This window comes from Nocardiopsis xinjiangensis YIM 90004, assembly GCF_000341145.1.
In the GTDB taxonomy this organism is placed as follows: Bacteria; Actinomycetota; Actinomycetes; order Streptosporangiales; family Streptosporangiaceae; genus Nocardiopsis; species Nocardiopsis xinjiangensis.
On the sequence record NZ_ANBE01000040.1, the window covers coordinates 61,830 to 78,823 of the forward strand.

Genomic DNA, 16,994 nt, shown 5'->3' on the forward strand with positions numbered 1-16,994 from the left:
GGCCCGGGCCCCGTTCCCCTTCCTGCGGGGGCGGGGCCCTCGTCGTGTCCGGGACAGGTGCGGGTCAGTGGTCGGGGGCGCAGGCCGTTCCGTCCTCGGGCAGGCGGTCCTCGAGCAAATAGGCGTCGACGGCCCCGTCCACGCAGGTGTTGCGTCCCTCCCCGTAGAGGGTGTGGCCGGCGCCGGTGTAGGTCACGAGGCTGGAGCCGGGCATGTCGCGGTGCAGGTCCTCGGCCCAGGCGTAGGGGGTACTGGAATCACCGACGGTGCCCACGACGACGGCGGGCGGAGCGTCCTCGAACCGCACGTCGCCGGGGACCTCCTCGGTCTCGGGCCAGTGGGCGCAGGGCAGCTGGTCCCAGACGGGGTCGGGACCGAGCAGGGGCGCCACGTCCTCGGCCACCCTCGCGGCGTCGCGGTAGTCCCACACGTCCGTGGGGTCACGCAGGTCGGCGCAACTGATCGCGGTCCGGGCGGCCTGCGCGTCGACGTGGTCGGCACCGGGTTCGGGGGGTGCGGGACCGCGGTCGCGGTAACTGCCGAAGACCTCCTCGTAGAGCGTGCCGAGCCCCTGCCGTACGTCCGCGTCGTCGCCCTCGTGCAGGGCGGTGAGCAGGGCGGCGAGGTCGTCCCAGTCCTCGTCGCGGGGCAGGGCGAGGGTGAGCAGCAGGGAGAACATGTCGCCGTTGATGCCGACGCCGTCGTCGACGACGACGGGATCGCTCTGCAGGTCGGCGATGGCCTGCTCGGTGACCTCGGTGGCGGTGGCGGGGTCGGTGAGGGGGCAGCCGGGTTCGGTCGCGGTGCAGTGCTGGTTGAACATGTGCCAGGTGTCGCGGAAGGCGTTGGCGCGTCCGAGGGCGGCGTCGATGCCGCTGCCCTCGAGCAGGACGGGGCTGTCCAGGACCATCGCGCCGGTGGACTCGGGGAAGGTGTCGGTGTAGAGGGCTCCGATGCGGGTGCCGTAGGAGTAGCCGACGAAGTCCAGGGTCTGCTCTCCCAGGGCATCGCGTAGGACGTCCAGGTCCTGGACCACCTCGACGGTGCCGAGGTGGGCGAGGAAGTCCTCCCCCACGGCGTCCTCGCAGCTCTCGGCGTAGTCGCGGGCGGCCTCGCCGAGAAGGCGCAGGTCCTCGGCGTTCGTATCGAGGGGGTCGGAGGCGCCGGCTTCGCTGCGGGCGTCGTCGAGGGCGTACCTGTCGCCGCAGGCGAACCCCTCGCTGTCGCCGACGCCGCGCGGGTCGAAGGAGACCAGGTCGTAGGCCTCGCGTACGTCCTCACCGAAGCGCGGGGTGTTCATGGCGCCCACCCCGGAGGCGCCGGGGCCGCCGTAGTTGACCACGAGGGAGCCCTGGTGTCCCTCGGCTCCGCCTCCGGCGGGGCGGCGGACCACGGCGAGGTCGAGGGTCCGGCCGCCGGGGTCGTCGTGGTCGAGTGGGACGGTGAGGGTTCCGCACTCCAGGGCGGCCATCCAGTCGCGGTCGCCGCCGAGTTCGGTGAAGAGGGTGAGGTCCTCCTCGTCGTGGCAGGGCGCCCAGGCCATCCGCTGCCCGTGGAAGCTCTCCTCTGCCCCGGGAGCGCAGCCCGCGATCAGGACGGTGGTCAGAGCGATGGCGGCCGCTCCCCCGTGGCGCATGTGTGTCCTCCCCGTGTGTGCCGCGTTCCCATCCTGTCGGTCGCCGGATGCGGGGACGGGGAGGCCGACGGCGGGTCGGGTCACAGGAGGGTGAGGTCGGTGTGCAGGGGCGGGGGCGGGTCGTCGGGATCGGCGGCCAGCACGAGCGGGTGCAGGGGGTCATCGAAGGTGATGCGGGATTCCGGTACGCGGCTCCCGGGCGGTGTGTGGGTGATCCAGTCGACGAGTTCGCGGGCGCGTCCCACGTCGCCCTCGGGGCGGGTGAGGGCCAGGACGGTACCGGCGACGTCGCAGCGCAGGTTGAGGTGCAGGGTCGCGGCATGGACGCTCTGGGCCCAGGAACCGGGGCTGACGCGGCGGGTGCGGCGCTCCCGGGGGCGGCGCAGGTGCCATGCGGGGGCGGCCAGGCCGACGGCGCGGTCACCGCAGGTCAGGACGAGGCTGGGGCGTTCCCGGGCGGTGTGGGCCCGTTCGGGGTCGGTCAGGGTGGTGTCGGCCCAGGCTTCGACGGGACCGTCTGTGGCCCGGGTCAGGGCGGTGCGGGCGGCCTCGAGCAGGGGCGCGTCGACGTGGGCGGTGTCGGCGGCCAGGGGTCCGGCCAGGGGTGTGTAGCCGGTCAGGACCAGGGACCAGTCGACGGTGGCGCGCGTATGCAGGGGCAGGCGGCCGTGGGTCAGGCACACGAGGGCGCGTTCTCGGGCGAGCTGGTAGATGGCGCAGGCTCCGGAGTGGCGGGCGGCCAGGGCCAGGCCCAGGCTCATGGCCTTGGTCCCGGTGGTGAGGTCGACGACAGCGGGGCGCCCGTTCTCCCCGGTGATCCAGGCGTGGGCCCGGGCGGCCACGGCGTGGGGGTCGGAGCCGTCGACGGGGTCGGCGCCGAAGCGGACCCGGTCGCGGTAGCCGTGTTCCTTGAGGTGGGCGGCGTCGGCCGGCGGGGCGTCGGGGTGTTCGGCACGGTGCAGGGTGCGGGCGGCGGCTTCGCGTACGTGTCCGCGCATGCCCTGGTGGGAGGAGAGGATCAGGGTCTGGGCGGGGCGGTGGGCGTGCACGGCGGTGAGGGTGCCCAGGCGGCTGCCGCCCAGGGCGGTGACCAGTGCGGGCGCGGAATCGGGGCCTGGGTGCTGGGCCGGCTGGTCGGGGGCTTCGGGCAGCGGGGGGCGCGGGGCGGCTTCCGGGGGCTCGGGGTCCAGGCCGGGGAAGAAGGCCGAGCGCAGGTCGTCGAAGGAGGTCAGGCGGTTCAGGACGTCGTCGAGTGCCCAGACGTGGGTGTTGCGTGCGGTCAGGGCGGGGTTGTGGTCGATCATGGCCGCGCGCAGGCGCGGGCGGGCGGGTCCGGTGTGCACGAACAGGACACAGACGGCGTTGCCGAAGACCCGGCGGGCCTTGGCGACGGTCCATCCGGCGCGGGCCTCGACGTCGTCGGCGCGGGTCTTGGTCTCCACGCACAGCACCCTGTGGCGGTGGCGGACCACGGCGTCGAAGTCGGCGACGGAGTCCCCGGGACGGGCGGGGTCGGCGACACGGCGCGGGCCGAGGACCTCGGTTCCGGGGGCCCGGCGCAGGTGGCGGCGCAGGTGGGCGAGTACGCGGGCCTCGGCGATGATCCCGCGGCGGGCGGCGGGGCCGAGCCGGGGGTGGCGGGCGTCCAGGGCCTGGGTCCCGCCCTCGACGACCAGGCGCACGGGTTCGGGGTCGCGGTCATCGATCCAGTGGGATCCGTGGACGGCGGCGAGCGCGGCCAGGTCGACGTGGGCGGTGTCGAGGGGCAGGGCGGGCCGGTGGGGGTCTGTGGTGCGCAGCAGGTCGCGTCGGGCGTCCAGGTACAGGCGCCAGCCGGGTGCGCGGGGGTGATCGTTCTCGGGCAGGGTCTGCTCGTGCAGCAGTGCGGCGGCCACGCTCATGATCTTGGTGCCGCCGGTGTAGTCGAGGTACCAGGGACGGCGCTCACGCACGGTTTCGAGGGCGCGCAGGCGGTCGCTGACCCCGGCGGGGTCGTGCGGGTCGGGGCCCACGCTGATCACCTGCACGGAAGCGGGTGCGGTGCGTGCGCGCACGGCCTCGGCGACCCGGTGGGCGACGGGCAGGGTGTCGTCGCTGCCGGCCAGGACGAGGTCGTCGTGGGGCAGGGTGAGCGCGGACAACAGCGCGGGTGTGGGGTTGCGTCCCACGAGGACGACAGAGGTTCCAGGGGTGTCCACGTGGCCCTTCTCACGCGTTCGTTCACCGTGTGGCGCCATGGTAACTGCTCGCGCAGAAGGCATTCACCCATGATTCTCGTCCACGGAGCATGTGCGTATGTTCGGGAAGAACAACTCACGGCGCCACTTTCTGCACCGGCGTCCCACTGATCACGAAAGAACGGCAGGCGGTGACGGCACCTTTTCCGTCGCGGACCAGGTCGGAGGGTACGAGCAGGTCGCGGCGCTCGGGGTGGGCCGACCCCACGACCGAGGAGACGATGAACCACGTGCCCTCACGTGGCTCGGGCAGGTCGGCACGCCCGCGTTCCTCGGTCAGCAACGGCACCCCCTCGGGTACCCCCGCCGCCCGGGCCACCCGCACACGCACCGCCTCGACCCGGGCCGGGCTGTCGGCCCGGGGCCAGCTCTGGATCACACGCGAGCGCTCGTCGACGACCGTCACCATGTGCGGGGTCAAGTTGACCACCGGCATCCGAGGCCTCCGTTCTGTGCTGCGCGCGGCCGTCCGGGTCCGTGCGGCGGTGTCCGCGCCCGTACTCTCATCGCAAGTCTCTCGGACACCGTCGGCAGGCCTGCGCAGGCACGTCTCAGGAGGTGGGGGCAGGCATGTCCGGAACGTGGGAGGCCTTTTGCGGTGCGCTGCGGGGCGGCGCGCCCACCCATTTTCCCCGCACCCGACAATTGACAGCGGCAACGCGACGGATCTAATTTGTTCCCAGACCTCCCGTTGACGCGGGGGTGTCGGAAATGGCCTCACGTCTCTTCGCGCACGCTTTTCCGCGGGGCTGGGAAAGCGACCCGGCCCGGGTCCACCCGGGGAGAAGAGTTCGTGAGCACGCACCACTGTTCCGCATGGGAACTGTTCCGTTCGACCACGTTCCTGCGCGTCTTCACACGCGTGGTGGGCTGCGGCCCGTGTTCGGGTGACGGAACCGCACAGAGCTGCCCGGGCCACTCCGAGCAGTTCTACAACTACGTCAACCTGTGCGCCGAGCACTGCCCGTGCGCGGAGCACCAGGGTGATGCCCAAAGCGTCATCGCCGTGCGCATGCGCCGCGCCGCGCCGGTCCGGGCCCCGGGCACGGAGCCCGGACGCGGTTCCCTCGCCGTGCACGGGCGTGAGCACGTCGACCGCAGCGCCGCGCACCGGTTGCGCGACGCTCTCGACGACGTGCGCCGCGACCGGTCCTACAAGAACCTGCGGCGCGTCTACCCCCAGCACACCGCTGGCGGCGCGGTGCGCTGCGCGTTCTCCGAGCGCCCCCGGCGCTGGGCCCAGCGCCGCGACGTGTCCCGGGTGGCCTCCGACGTGGTCGACCAGGAGGCGTTGGCGATGCTCGTGCTCACCGCCGGCTGGGGCAACCCGGCCGCCGATCTGCCCGAGGACATCGGTCCCGGCGAACACGTCTCCTTCACCGAGGACGGCAGTGCGGTGCCCGTGTCCGACCTGCACGGACGTTCGGTGAGTGAGGAGCGCGAACCACCGCTGGTCTCCACCGCCACCGGCGACTACCTGCTGCGCAAGATCGCCGAGCTGGCGGCCGGACGCGACGCCGATCCCGGCCGTACCCCCGACCAGCGCCGGCGGCTGGTGCTGCGCCGGTTGCTGCCCGACCTGAACGGTGAGGACCTGGCCCGGCGCCTGACCGGGGTGCTCGGGCGCATGGCCGTGGACATGCCCTCCCACTTCCGTCTGGTGCAGCAGGCGCGCGGACGGGCCCGCAGCGCCCCCTACACGCCGGTTCCCGACCCGGACGAGGTGCCGGAGGAGGCCGGGCGACCCAGACGCGAGGTCCTCAGCGAACAGGAACTCACCTGGTTGGGCCGGTCCGCCTCACGCCTGACCGAGGACGCCCAACGCGACCGCGCCGCCTTCGACTCCGATCCGCAGGGGGCACTGGACACCCTGATCTGCGAACTGTTGGCGGAGGACGGGGAGGTCCCCGCCCGGTGGCGTCCGGCACTGGAGGACCCCGACGTGCGCGCCGACCTGCTGGAGGCTCTCGCCGAGGCCGCCGAGACCCGTGAGACCGCCCAGGAGCAGGACTCCGCACCCTGACGGGACGCCCGCGCCCCTCCCCCTTGCCGCGCGGGCCCCGCTCCGGTGTGCGGGCCCCGGACCCGTTCCCCCGGGTCCGGGGCATTTCTGTGTGCACGGCCCCGGAGACGCACGGCACAACCCCGTACAACAGACATCGGGCCGGTCCCGGGACGAGGTCCCGCAGCCGTCCCGGGAACGGCCTTCCGTCCTCAAGCAGGCGGCCCCCGGCCGGAGAAACGGCGGGCCAGCGGGGGCAGCACGGGGTACTCGGCGAACTCGCGCAGGCTCATCACGGCCGTCTCCTCCAGAGGCAGGCGGTGGCGCCAGCGTGCGGCCAGGCACAGGTCCCGGGCCTGAGCGACCTGCCTCCAGCGGGCAGGACCGGCGCCGTCGGGCAGTCGGTGGGCGGCCAGGGCGCCGTCGAAGGCGTCGAGGAACCGGCGGACCTCGTCCCCGCCGGCCCGGCGCACCCCGGCCGCGGGCTCCAGGGACAGGGCGCGCGCACCCCGGTCCACCAGGTACAGCTCCGGCCTCAGGTGCACACTCCCGAGGCCGAGTGCCTTTCCCATCCCGATCTTGTGGGCGTACTCGGGGTCGCGGGAGTCCCCGCCGTCGACGGGGTTGTCCAGGAGCAGGGCCCGCAACAGCGCTCCGAGTTCGGCCTCGGTCAGGTTGGTGAAGGTGATACGGGAGCGAAAAGTGAGCCCGTCCCGCAGGGGGACCACGTCGCGTTGGGTCTCGCGGGGCGGGCCCTCGCCGTGTGCGGGTACGTGGAACCCCAGGGTCTCCTGTGCGGCACGGTCGTAGCGCACCGGCGACCCCGCCCCTCGCGGGTGCCGGTGCAGGTAGACCTTGTATCCGCCCAGGCGCACGCGCCCCTCGTGCGACCAGGTGATGAGGTCGGGGCGCTCGCCCTCCTCGGTCTCGGGCCCCTGCAGCAGGTAGTTGGCGAAACAGCCGCGCTGGGGGGAAAGCAACCGTACGCGCAAGGGACCGTCGGGCAGGTCCGCCTCGGTCCGGTCGCACACGGCTTCGCCCACCTGGACCCTGCCCCGCGTCGCGCCGCCGGGGCCGGCGAAGGTGTCGAGGTCGCCGAAGAGGGCACGGGGGACGTCGACGGCGCGTCCGGCCCGTTCGTCACGGTCGGGGTCTCCGTGTTGGGGGCCCAGGATGCTCGGGGGCACGGCACGGCGGATCGGGTTGTCCTCACTGACGGCGATGCGGTAGCCGCCGGAACGGCCGAAGGAGACCACCGCGCCGGAGAGGTCCTGGTCGAACCAGACCGGTTCCACCCCCGACCGGGGCAGTCCCCCGCCCCCGGCACCGGCCACGGGCGGGCGTTCGGGGTCACCGGGCCCCGTGCCGAGGTGGTCGGGGAAGGCCAGGCGCTGGTAGTCGGTGATCTGTTCGGCGGACTCGAAGAGCTCCACCAGGGCCTCGGGAACGGGCAGGCGTCCGCTGCGCAGGTCGTGCGGGCGGGGGAAGAGGAAGGCGTTGCGGCGTTCGGCGGAGGCCTGCCCGGTGAGCACGAGCAGTGCCGGGAGGACGGTGCCCTGGTCCGCGTTGTGGGTGTGCAGGTGCTCCAGGGCCTGGGTGCGGGTGGGGGCGACCGCCGCCACCCCTTTGGTCCCGGGGACGTGGAGGGCGTGGACCCACCGGTGTTGGAGTACCCCGTGCTGGGGGTGGAGCGTGGGCACGTAACCGGTGCCGCGCGGGGGGTCGGGGAAGGTGTCGACGCCGAACTCCCAGGTGCGCAGGCTGCGGCGCAGGACCTCGAAGGGGAGTTTGAGCGCCTGTCCGGGTTCGGGACTCCAAGGGGTGGACGGGACCTGCACGACGTACCAGCGGTCCTCGTCGGTGTCGTGGTGCAGGAACCCCTGTCGGGTGCGCAGTCCGGCGCGGCGTTTGCGGTAGTGGGCATGGCGGTGGGCCATGACCTGGCGGGTGCGGGCGGGCAGAGCGCTGTCACCGCTGTCGGGGTCGATGCGTACGGGGGCGCGGAAGTAGAGCATGGGCGTGTTGACCGGTCCGGTCTCGCCTCCGGTGAGGATGCGGACGGTGTTGCGGATCAGGCCGCGCAGGCTGGAACCGGGCAGGACCGGCAGCCCCGGGCCGGCGGGGTCGGGCAGGCGCAGGGAGCGGCCGACGCGTCCGCGATCGGGGCTCCGGCCGACGTAGGTGGGTGTGAGGGTGGTGATGGTCAGTTCGATCCAGCCCGTATGGGTGCCGGGGACGGTGCGGTCGTGCGAGCGCAGCAGGTCGGCGGTCCGATGGCCGGGGTGCAGGTCGGCGGCGGGCAGGGGTGCGTCGGCGAGTGGGACGGGGCCGTAGGGGGCGGTGGCGGTGTGGCGGACCCGGGCGTGGGAGGTGAGGGGGCCGGTACCGGCGGGGTCCCCGCCGGTACCGCCCGGGGCCCCGCCGCGGCCTGTGGAGCGGGCGGCCGGGTCACGGGGATCGGGCATCAGCCCTCCTCGACCGGGTCACCGGTACCGGGGTCGGGCCCGGGCCCGGCGGGGTCGGAGCCGGTGAGCAGTCCGGTGAGGCGGTGGAAGGCCACCCCGACCGCGCCGGTCGCGGGGTCCTCGGCCCAGTACTCGCGCACGGTGAGCCATGCCCCGGAGGTGCGGGCGAGGGTGCGCCCGTCTCCGAGAGGACGGGTGGTGCCGATGGTGTCGGCGGGTTCGAGGGGCAGGACGGCGCGGGTTCCGTCGGGTTCGGAGGTGACGGTGAGCGGGGGCGGTTCCTGGAGGCCGTGGCCGGTTCCGGGGGCTTCGGGACCGGACCGGAACGCGTCCTGGAGGCCGGGTGCGCAGCGGACCGGCCGTCGGTACTCGGGCCCGTTGTGCCCACGCAGCAGGAACGCCCGGTCGCGGGGGCGCAGCGGGGCGGGGAGCGGCTCGGGTGCGTCGGCGCTGAGCCAACCGCGTTCGCCGCCCTCCCCCAAGCGGATCTGGACGTGCGGCGTGAACACGAGCACCTCCAGGATCCGCCACCGGTCCCCCGGTCCGGGAGCGGGCGCCGACGAGGCGGCGGCCTCGGGGTCGGAACGGCGCCACCGTTCACGCGGGCAGGCTCCGGTGATGCGCCCGTCCCCGAGTTCGGCCACGAGCCACTGGGGCGCGTCGGCACGAACGGGGACGCCGGTCGGGGGGTGGTCGAGCAGGCCGCAGCGCACCCCGAGGGTGAAGACCTCCTCCAACACGGTCTCGACCTGGCCGGGGGTGAGTTCGTGCAACAGGAGTCCGGCGGGCGGGGGCGGATCCAGGTTCACCGGTCCCCCTCCTCCACGGGCCGGGGTCCCAGACGGGCGTGCCAGCGTGAGACCCAGGCGCGGGCGGTGCGGGCGTCGGTACTGTCGGGGTCGCGCACGGCGTGGAGGAGGTCGACGGTCCGAGCGGGACCGTCGTGGCCGGGATGGAGGGTGAGCGTGGCTGCGGTGGCGGTGATACGTCCGTGTCCGTTACCGGCGCCCGAACCGAGGGTTTCGGTCGGTACGGTCGCCAGTTCACGGACCAGCAGCGCGAACAGGCCGCGGACGGTGTCGTCGGGTTCGTGCACGTCCAGGACGGCCTCGGCGGTGCCCCCGCAGTGCACGTCGCTGGTGCTCAGGTGTCCGTCGACGGCGTCGCCGAAGAGGGAGTCCACGGTCAGGCGTGTGGTGGTCAGGGGCGCGCCGCCGGTGAGGACGGGGGTACGGCGCAGGCGGACCCGGCAGGGGCGGGGCAGTGCGGTGGCCGGGTCGGTGTCGCCTCCCCACCAGTGGGCGTGCCAGTGCCGCCACAGGTCCTCGTGCCCGCCCAGGGCCTCACAGGCGTCGCGGGCCAGTCGGGCGGCGATGCGTTTGAGGAGGGCGTGCAGGGCGGTGTCGCCCAGGACCGGCTCGGGTTCGGGGGTCCCCGAGAGGGGGCCGGAGGCCACGGGCGGGTCCACGGGTCCCCCGGGCGCGGGGCCGGGGCCTCCAGACCCGGCGGTGGTTTCCTCGGAACGGGCAACGGGGCGGTACCGGTGGACACGATCGACGGCGCCCGCCCGCTCGGGCGGGGGCAGGTCCGTGACCATGAGCAGTCCGGGACGGACCCGGCCGGGGGCCAGCGGTTGCTCCGGCTCACCCACGGCCAGCATCAGACGGAGCTCGTCGCGGTGGCGGCGGTCCGTGGTCCCGTTCGGCAGGTCGCGGGCCAGGCAGGCCGGGGCACTCGTGGGCAGGCCCCGGGCCAGCGCCTCGGTCAAGGTGGCCGGGCCGTCGGCGAGTGTGTGTTCGCCGTCCTCGTGGCGTTGGGCCCAGGTGCGGGCGTGGTAGGCGAACCAGCCCTCGGCGGTGGTGAGGTCGTGGCGGCGGGTGCCCCAGGCGGTGGCGGCGACGGAGCCGTGTCCGCGCCCTGTGCGTGCGCCCACGTGAAGACCGGGCCCCGGGCCGCGCGCGTGCTCGGGGCCGGATCCGTGCAGCCCGGCGAGGGCCTCGACGAGCAGACCGAGCAGCTGCTTCTCTTCCTCGGGCGCGGGCACGTGCAAGCGCAGGTGGGCGGCGAGGACGGTCCCGGCGGGCAGGATCTCCCGGTTCCACAGGTGTCCGGGCAGGGCCGTACCGGAGGCGGGATCCACCCGGTTGCCGGCCCTCGAGACCACCGGTGCGGGGACCCGGCCTTCGATGTCGTCCAGGTCCAGCGTCCCGGGGTGTGCGATCCCGTCGGGGTCGTCGGCCGCGGCGGTACCGAACAGGAGGTCGGCGGCCCCTGTGTCTCCGGTACGGGCCGTGAGGTCGTGGCGTAGCAACCCGGCCAGGGTGGTGGCGCGCAGGCGGGGCAGGCCGGTGTCCGGGTCACGGTCCACGGGCAGGTCGGTCCCGGGCTCGTCGGCGCGCCGGTGAGCGGGCCCGGCGGGGCCGATGTGGGTGTCGGACAGCAGCACCAAGCGGGCGGTGACCTCCCAGAGCACGGACGTCGGTGTCTCGCTCACGGCCGCGCACCTCCGCTGGTGCGCAACAGGCGGGCGGCCTCCGTCATCCAGGCCACCAGGTGGGCACGGACCAGGCGGGCGGCGGCACGGTGTTCCCAGTCGCGGGCGCGCGGGGACAACTCACCGGGGGCGGGCGGGCGCCCATCGGCCAGGCCGAGGTCGACGGCGGCCAGGGCTGCGGCGTAGTCGGGCTCGGTGCGGGGCGCGGGTCGGTGGTCGGCCCACCAGGCGGCCACGGTGTCGGGGTCGCCCGGACGAGTGAGCCAGTCGCGTGCGGTGACCGGTCCGGTGCGGTCGGGGCCGGTGGGGCGTGCGTGTTCCAGAGCACGTACGGCCTTGGCCGACAGGGCTCCGTCGCTTCCGGTCACGGCACGGGCGAGATCGGCCAGGGAGCCGTACGGGTCGCGGTCGGGACGGGTGAGGGTGGCGCGCAGACGGTCCAGGAGCCCGGGGGTCAGGGGTGCGAGCCGGTGTTCGCAGGCTCGGGCGCAGGCCCGTGCGTGGGCGCGCACGACGGGCCGGGCGGCGTCCCACAGCAGAGCGTCGTGGAGGATGAGCAGAGGCCGGTCCCACGGTTCCACGGGCTCGCCGCCGGTGGCGGGGACGGCCGTGTGGGGCTCAGGCGGTTCGGGTGCGGTCCGGGCCACGGGCGCGGCTATCGGAGGCAAGGGCAACGGTTCCTCCGGGGGCGGAGGGAGCAGTGTGAACTGTCCGTACCCCTCTACGGCGCGTTCCCCCAGGTGGTGGGCCTCCAACGCACGGACCTGCCCGGTGGACAGACCCGTGCGGGTGGAAAGGCGCACCACGGCCCCGGGTGCGGCCGCCCGGCGTTGGGCCATGGGGCCGTGGTAACCGCGGTGGTAGGCGCCCACGAGCACCGACTCCACGTGGGCGGTACCGACCTCGATCCCGGCCTCGGGCAGGACCCGCCTGCACAGACCGGCGACCTCGGCGACCAGGGAACGGGGGGAGGCTCCCCCGTGTGCACCCACGACCAGGGCCGGGGCGAGCAGGAGCAGGTCGAGGGTCCCACCTGGGGGCACGGAGCGCTCCGGCCACGGGAGGCGGGCGCGGTCCGGGGACAGGGGGCGCTCGGGTTCGGCCGGTTCCACGCGTACACCGCCGTGGGCGCGCGTGCCTCCGGAACCCAGGGTGAGGGCACCGGCGGCCCGGTCCAGGGTCTCGAGGAGGTCGCGAGCCAGTACTTCCAGGGCCGCCGTGTCGGGGCCGCGCAGGTGCCAGCGGGCCTCGAAGACCTGGCCGGCGTCCAGAGCGGTGGTGTGGAACGGGCCTCCCGGGGTGTGTCCGCCGGGGCGGGCCAGGAACCGTTCGGAGGTGGTACGGACGCGGGCACGCAGAACACGGTCCGGGGTGAGGGGCTCCCGGAGCGCCTTGTAGGGCACGGACGCGTCGGTGGGGCCGAAGACGTCCACCAGGCTCGTGCCGTCCTTGCCGGGGGTGTAGAGGTTGGCGGGTACCGGATAGGCCACGCGCACGGTTGCGGGGTCGGGGTGGGGCGTTCCGTCCTCGGTGCCGCCCGGTTCGAGGCGTGGGTGGGCGGTGGCGAAACGCACCTGGTGGCCGCGGGCCACCCAGTCGTGGAGGGCATCCTCCCGTCCCGCGCGCTGCAGCACGGCGGCGAGCATGCCGCGTTGGGCGCGCCCGGACACGGTCAGGTCGGTGTCCACCTGCAAGGGGTCGCGCCGGGTGCGCACGGCCACGGTGTCGGTGAGCACGTACCGGAGAGGGAGGTAGGCGCTCGCCGAGAGGTCGGAGGATCTCACGTCCACACCTCTTCCCCGTCGGGACCGGTTCCTCTCCCGGAGGCTGCCTCCTTCCCGGGCGGCGCGGCGAGAGCGAGGGTGAGGGCGTCGGGATCCGTGGTGCCCGGAGCGGCCAGGCGGACCTCGACCCTGCCGCGTCCCCGGCGGGTACGGGCTCCGATGCGGTCGGTGGCCAGGCAGGCGCGGGCGAGGAGGAGCCAGTGCTCCGGGGACGGGGTGCGGGCCCAGATCAGCGCTGCGGTCAGGATCGTTCCGGGCAGCAGGGCGCGGTGGGTGCGCAGGCGCCCGGGTTCGGGGGCACCGTCCGTGCCGACGGCGGTGCTCGTCTCGACGACGGTGCGGGCCCGGGTCAGGGCACGGCGCAGGGTGGTGCGTTCCGGTTCGAGGCGCCCGGCGAGCGCGCGTGCCACGGCCGCGCGGGTCTGCTGGTCGGCGCCGGCGTGGCCGAGGCGGAGGATGCGGTCGGGATCGTGGGATCCCGGCCGCCCGAAGAGCTCGTCGGCGACGCGGGTCAGGTGCGGAGTGAGCACGAGTGCGGCGTCGGCCCCTGTGCGCAGGCATGCGGCGAGGCGGTGGCGGGGCAGGTGGGGCAGGCCGTGCTCGTCGGTGGCCACGTCGGTTCCCCCGCCGGGCCCAGTGAACAGGGCCGGGGAGGCGAGGCGGACGAGCACGCGGTCCGGTCCGCTCACCCGGGGCCTTCCGGGAGCGGATGGGAGCGGTGCACGCGGGCGAGGTGTCCCGGGCGTGCCGGTCCGTGCGAGGGGGTGAAGCGGCACGGAAGGAAGGGCCGCCGGGCGTCATGGGGAAGTGACGTCACGGTTCCGAGCCTCCGGCTGTCGGGGACATCGGGCCACCGGCCCCGGTCCGCCCCTGTGGTTGGGGCCGGTGGGGTTCGAGGGCCGCGGCGAGACCGGGGTCGAGGTGGAGGTCCATGACCTCCACGGCGTCGAGAAGCCCGCCAGGGGTCCAGCCCTGGGGCAGGTCGACGGGACGCCCGGTCGCGTACTCGCGGCGTAGGAGTTCGGGGGCCGGGTCGGCCCCTGCTTCCAGGAGGGGGACCAGGGTGGAGTGCAGCCATCCCCTCTCGCGCGGTGCGCCTCCGGGCAGCAGCGATCCGGGCACACAGGCGCCGAAATGGGTGTCCAGGAAGGTGCGCAGGCCGCGTCCGGTCAGGGGCAGGGTGGCGCGTTCGTCGAGGCGGTGCAGGGCACGTTCGATGCCGTCGGTACCGGTGGTCCAGGCGACGACGTGGTCGTCCTCCTCACCCTCGGGTCGCGCGATCCGTCGTGCTTTCGCGCGTGAGCACAGCGCCTCGCACACGTCGTAGCCCAGCGCCAGCGGCGCGCCCACGGGCTGCATCGCGATGCCCACACCCACCGTGGGCACACACGTGGTGTGCCCCGCGCGGGTGCCATGGACCTCGTGGACATCGTGGTCCTCATGGAAAGCTCGCGTTCCCTGTGCGTCGCGCGCCTGCGTGCCGGAAACGACGCCCTCTTCCGGACCGTGTGCCGAGGGCACGGTGCGCCGGGAACCACGGCCGTCGTGGTCCAGGGCGCGGTGAAGGGCCACGCGGGGATCGGCCGGGTCGGTGATCCTCTCGGGGTCGGCGTCCAACCAGTCCAACGCGTAACGCACCAGGGGCAGGGCCAGGCGGGCATCACACACCACCGTGAGGTCGTCGCCGGCCACCACGATCGGCCGCACCGGAAGGCTCACCGTCCCCTCGGCGTCGCGGTACAGGGTGACCGCTCCCCCGGGGCCCACGCCCGGCACGACGGGGTGGGCCCCGGGTTCGGTACTCACGGTCGCGGCCACCGCCCGCACCAGCGCGCGGGCCACCCCCTCGATCAGACCGGCGATCCGGCGGGACAGCTCACGTTGGGCGAGCGCACCGGAGCCGGGCACCCCCGGATCGGCCGCACGCTCCCGGTACTCCCCCAGCAGCGCCCCGAGCCCGTTGACGTCGATGTGCGCGACGGCGACCCGGCTCACCTCGCCGTGTTCACGTCCGAGGCGGTCGGTCTCCATCGGCAACGCGAGGCCTCCTCCGGGGAGCCAGGCGCGTTCCTGTTCCCGGTGCCAGCGCCTTCCCACCCCGCGGGCACGGGCCACGTCGGCCGAGACCCGCTCGGGCACGCTGCCTCGCGACCGCCGGGTGCGGCTGGTGTCCACGACCTCCGCGGGATCACCGCTGACCGCGCACTCGGCGGTGATCCCGTACCCGTGGGCAGGCCCGTGCAGCGCGGACATGTGTTGCCGGGCCTCGCGCAGCCGTTGGGGCAGCAGGGCCAGGGCCCCGTCCACGCCGGTCGTGCGGGAGATCTCCTGCGCGGGGCCGTAAGGCACGTGCGCGACCACGGGCGTCAGACCACCGGCGCGCTCTCGCAGGTGACGGGTGTAGTGCGAGGTGAACAGGCGCGCGGATCCGCGGTCGGCGAAGATTCCGGTGAAAGCGCCCCCGGCATCGCGCAGTACCAGGCAGTCGTCGGGCACCAGGGAGGCGATCCCGTGCTCGAGGTCACCGGTGTCGGTCAGCTCGGCGACCAGCGCAGCACGTCCCACGGCGTCCAGGATGCGGCGTCCTTGGTAGACGAAGGCCTGGATGCCGCGCAGGTCCACGCCGACGACCACCCCCGAGACCGGCGGAACGGAGGAGGAACCGTCCGCACCGGTGGTGGGTCGTGGCGGCGAAAGACAGGTCACCGGTAGTGAGCTCCTCGTCGGCGGGGCAGGGCAGGGACGCGACAGCCGGCGCCTCCGTGGCGGAGGGTCCCGGTCTTCTCTCTCGGACAGAACGCCCCTCGGTCGGCAACCGTAACCAACGGTCCCCCGCGGGAACCCCACCGGGGACGGGAAGGGACTCCGGTCGGCGGACAGCGTCCCCCGCGTGGGGGCCGCTGTCCGAGAGAGCTGGTTACACGGCCCCGGTAGGAAGGCTCACCCATGCCCGCTTCGCGCCCCGGACGCCCCATCGCGCCCCAGGCCCCGTCCCCGCCCTCCACCGGAACGAGCGCCCACGGACCACCGCTGTGTCCACCGGACCTGGCGCCGCATCTGCGCGATCTGGCCAGGTCACTGCGGTCACGGTCCCGCCCCGGCCCGGCCCGGCGCCGATGAACACGCGAAGGCCGGCCGGCCCCGTACCTGCTGCCCGGGAACCGACCGGCCGCGCCCCGGCCCACGCCCGCCGTCCTCGAGCGGGACCGGTGGTCCTTCAACCGGCGGTGGTTCTTCAGTCGAAGAGCGCACCCCCGAATTCACCGGACTCGGCCACGGCGGGCCGGCGCGGTTCGTGCACACGGTGGGAGGCACGGCGGGCCGTGCCCCGGCCCTGGCCTCCGGAGCGCCGGGCAGCGGCCCGCGTATCCGGCCCCGGGGCGGTGACGGTGTCCACACGCACCGACCCGAACCCCTGCGCGGTGTACTTGCCGACGCCGGCCAGTTCCACCAGTTCCAGGAGCGAGGCGAAAGCACGGACGTGCCGGGTGTCGGCGCCGACGAGCTCGAGCATCATTCCGCCCTGCCAGCCGAGAACGGAACGGTTGTCGGCGTGGTGGTGCTCACCCAGCCGGATCTCCTCCCCGGGCAGAGGCGTGCGCCGCAGTAGCGCCATGCCGCCCAGCACCAGGTCGAGCCAGGGCCCGGCCAGGTCGGGCGGGGCGAACCGGGCGACCGCACCGACCGCGCCGCTTCCTCCGACGACACCGCCCCCTGAACGGTGGACGGCGCCGAAGAGCCGCCGGGGGTTGGGCCACACGTGCGGGATGCGGTCACCGGTGGCGTCGCGGGTGGTGGTGACCACGGGGGTATGGCTGCGGAGTTCGGCCGCGCGCGGGGCATGGCTCCGGTGACCGTCGGAGAGCAGGGTGTCGTAGCCGGTGTCGAAGGTGCGGGTGACCGACAGCGGTTCCATCACGTGGTCCCCGATGCGTTGGGGGTGGCCCACGAGGTCGGACGGGTCCAGCGGGGGCGGCGCGTCGTCGAGCCACGTGAGGGTCCAGTGGTACAGCCGGTCCCCGAGGGGTACGGGCCAGCCGTTCATCGCCCACTTCTTCGCGCCGCTGTGTTCTTCGGGGGGCTGGGGCCACCAGGTGTTGAGCAGGCCGTGACAGTCCGCGGGCCGGACGGGCCGGGCGGTTGCGGCCCGCTCACGCAGGATCAGGGTCCACCGTCGGGGCACGGTCACCACTTCCTCGTCGCGCGGTCGTGACGGCGGGATCGCCGCCGTCCTCGGTCCACCGAGGATTCCTCTCGGACACTCACCCACACCTGCGCACGGTGGTGTTCCTCCTCTCGTCCGGACGGGGCGGCCACCACACCCCCGTGCACGTTCCCGCCCCGACGGACGTCGCTACTGTGGTGGCGGCGGGGCG

At 74.3% G+C, this 16,994-nt stretch carries 11 protein-coding genes; 1 reads left to right on the forward strand and 10 read right to left on the reverse strand.

Going from position 1 to position 16,994, the window contains the following annotated elements:
- Positions 1-64 precede the first annotated feature (64 nt).
- The 3 genes from D473_RS0118755 to D473_RS0118765 all read right to left on the reverse strand — a co-directional run bounded on the left by D473_RS0118755 (position 65) and on the right by D473_RS0118765 (position 4,309).
- Entirely contained in the window at positions 65-1,636 is a 1,572-nt protein-coding gene (locus D473_RS0118755; protein ID WP_017610587.1) for an alpha/beta hydrolase, read from the reverse strand.
- A gap of 80 nt (positions 1,637-1,716) precedes the next feature.
- A complete protein-coding gene (locus D473_RS0118760) occupies positions 1,717-3,873 on the reverse strand; it encodes a hypothetical protein (RefSeq protein WP_017610588.1) in 2,157 nt (718 codons plus the stop codon).
- Between the two features lie 76 nt (positions 3,874-3,949).
- Positions 3,950-4,309, reverse strand: a complete 360-nt coding sequence (locus tag D473_RS0118765) for a hypothetical protein (protein ID WP_017610589.1) — start codon at positions 4,307-4,309, stop codon at positions 3,950-3,952.
- Between the two features lie 357 nt (positions 4,310-4,666).
- Here D473_RS0118765 and D473_RS0118770 point away from each other — a divergent pair, with 357 nt between their 5' ends.
- Positions 4,667-5,896, forward strand: a complete 1,230-nt coding sequence (locus tag D473_RS0118770; RefSeq protein WP_017610590.1) for a hypothetical protein — start codon at positions 4,667-4,669, stop codon at positions 5,894-5,896.
- A gap of 191 nt (positions 5,897-6,087) precedes the next feature.
- On the opposite strand, the gene D473_RS0118775 is transcribed toward D473_RS0118770, so the two are convergent.
- From D473_RS0118775 to cas6, 7 genes are all read right to left on the reverse strand, one after another.
- On the reverse strand, positions 6,088-8,340 hold the full coding sequence (locus D473_RS0118775) for a TIGR03986 family type III CRISPR-associated RAMP protein (protein ID WP_017610591.1): 2,253 nt from the start codon (positions 8,338-8,340) through the stop codon (positions 6,088-6,090).
- Positions 8,340-9,149, reverse strand: a complete 810-nt coding sequence (locus D473_RS0118780; protein ID WP_017610592.1) for a hypothetical protein — start codon at positions 9,147-9,149, stop codon at positions 8,340-8,342. Before D473_RS0118780 ends, D473_RS0118775 begins: the two co-directional genes overlap by 1 nt.
- A complete protein-coding gene (locus D473_RS0118785) occupies positions 9,146-10,834 on the reverse strand; it encodes an RAMP superfamily CRISPR-associated protein (protein ID WP_017610593.1) in 1,689 nt (562 codons plus the stop codon). The genes D473_RS0118780 and D473_RS0118785 overlap by 4 nt, the downstream gene beginning before the upstream one ends.
- A complete protein-coding gene (locus D473_RS0118790) occupies positions 10,831-12,618 on the reverse strand; it encodes a hypothetical protein (protein WP_033353623.1) in 1,788 nt (595 codons plus the stop codon). The genes D473_RS0118785 and D473_RS0118790 overlap by 4 nt, the downstream gene beginning before the upstream one ends.
- Positions 12,615-13,307, reverse strand: coding sequence for a hypothetical protein (locus tag D473_RS0118795; RefSeq protein ID WP_017610595.1), 693 nt, complete (start codon positions 13,305-13,307; stop codon positions 12,615-12,617). The genes D473_RS0118790 and D473_RS0118795 overlap by 4 nt, the downstream gene beginning before the upstream one ends.
- 124 nt (positions 13,308-13,431) lie before the next feature.
- Positions 13,432-15,324 carry a hypothetical protein gene (locus tag D473_RS0118800; RefSeq protein WP_017610596.1) on the reverse strand — a complete coding sequence of 631 codons (1,893 nt, stop codon included), beginning with the start codon at positions 15,322-15,324 and terminating at the stop codon, positions 13,432-13,434.
- Between the two features lie 529 nt (positions 15,325-15,853).
- A complete protein-coding gene (gene cas6 / locus D473_RS0118805; RefSeq protein WP_017610597.1) occupies positions 15,854-16,807 on the reverse strand; it encodes a CRISPR system precrRNA processing endoribonuclease RAMP protein Cas6 in 954 nt (317 codons plus the stop codon).
- Positions 16,808-16,994: the final 187 nt, after the last annotated feature.

Coding starts and splice junctions, on each gene's coding strand:
- D473_RS0118755 (WP_017610587.1), bottom strand. CDS start 1,636: ATGCGCCACGGGGGAGCGGCCGCCATCGCTCTGACCACCGTCCTGATC.
- D473_RS0118760 (WP_017610588.1), bottom strand. CDS start 3,873: ATGGCGCCACACGGTGAACGAACGCGTGAGAAGGGCCACGTGGACACC.
- D473_RS0118765 (WP_017610589.1), bottom strand. CDS start 4,309: ATGCCGGTGGTCAACTTGACCCCGCACATGGTGACGGTCGTCGACGAG.
- D473_RS0118775 (WP_017610591.1), bottom strand. CDS start 8,340: ATGCCCGATCCCCGTGACCCGGCCGCCCGCTCCACAGGCCGCGGCGGG.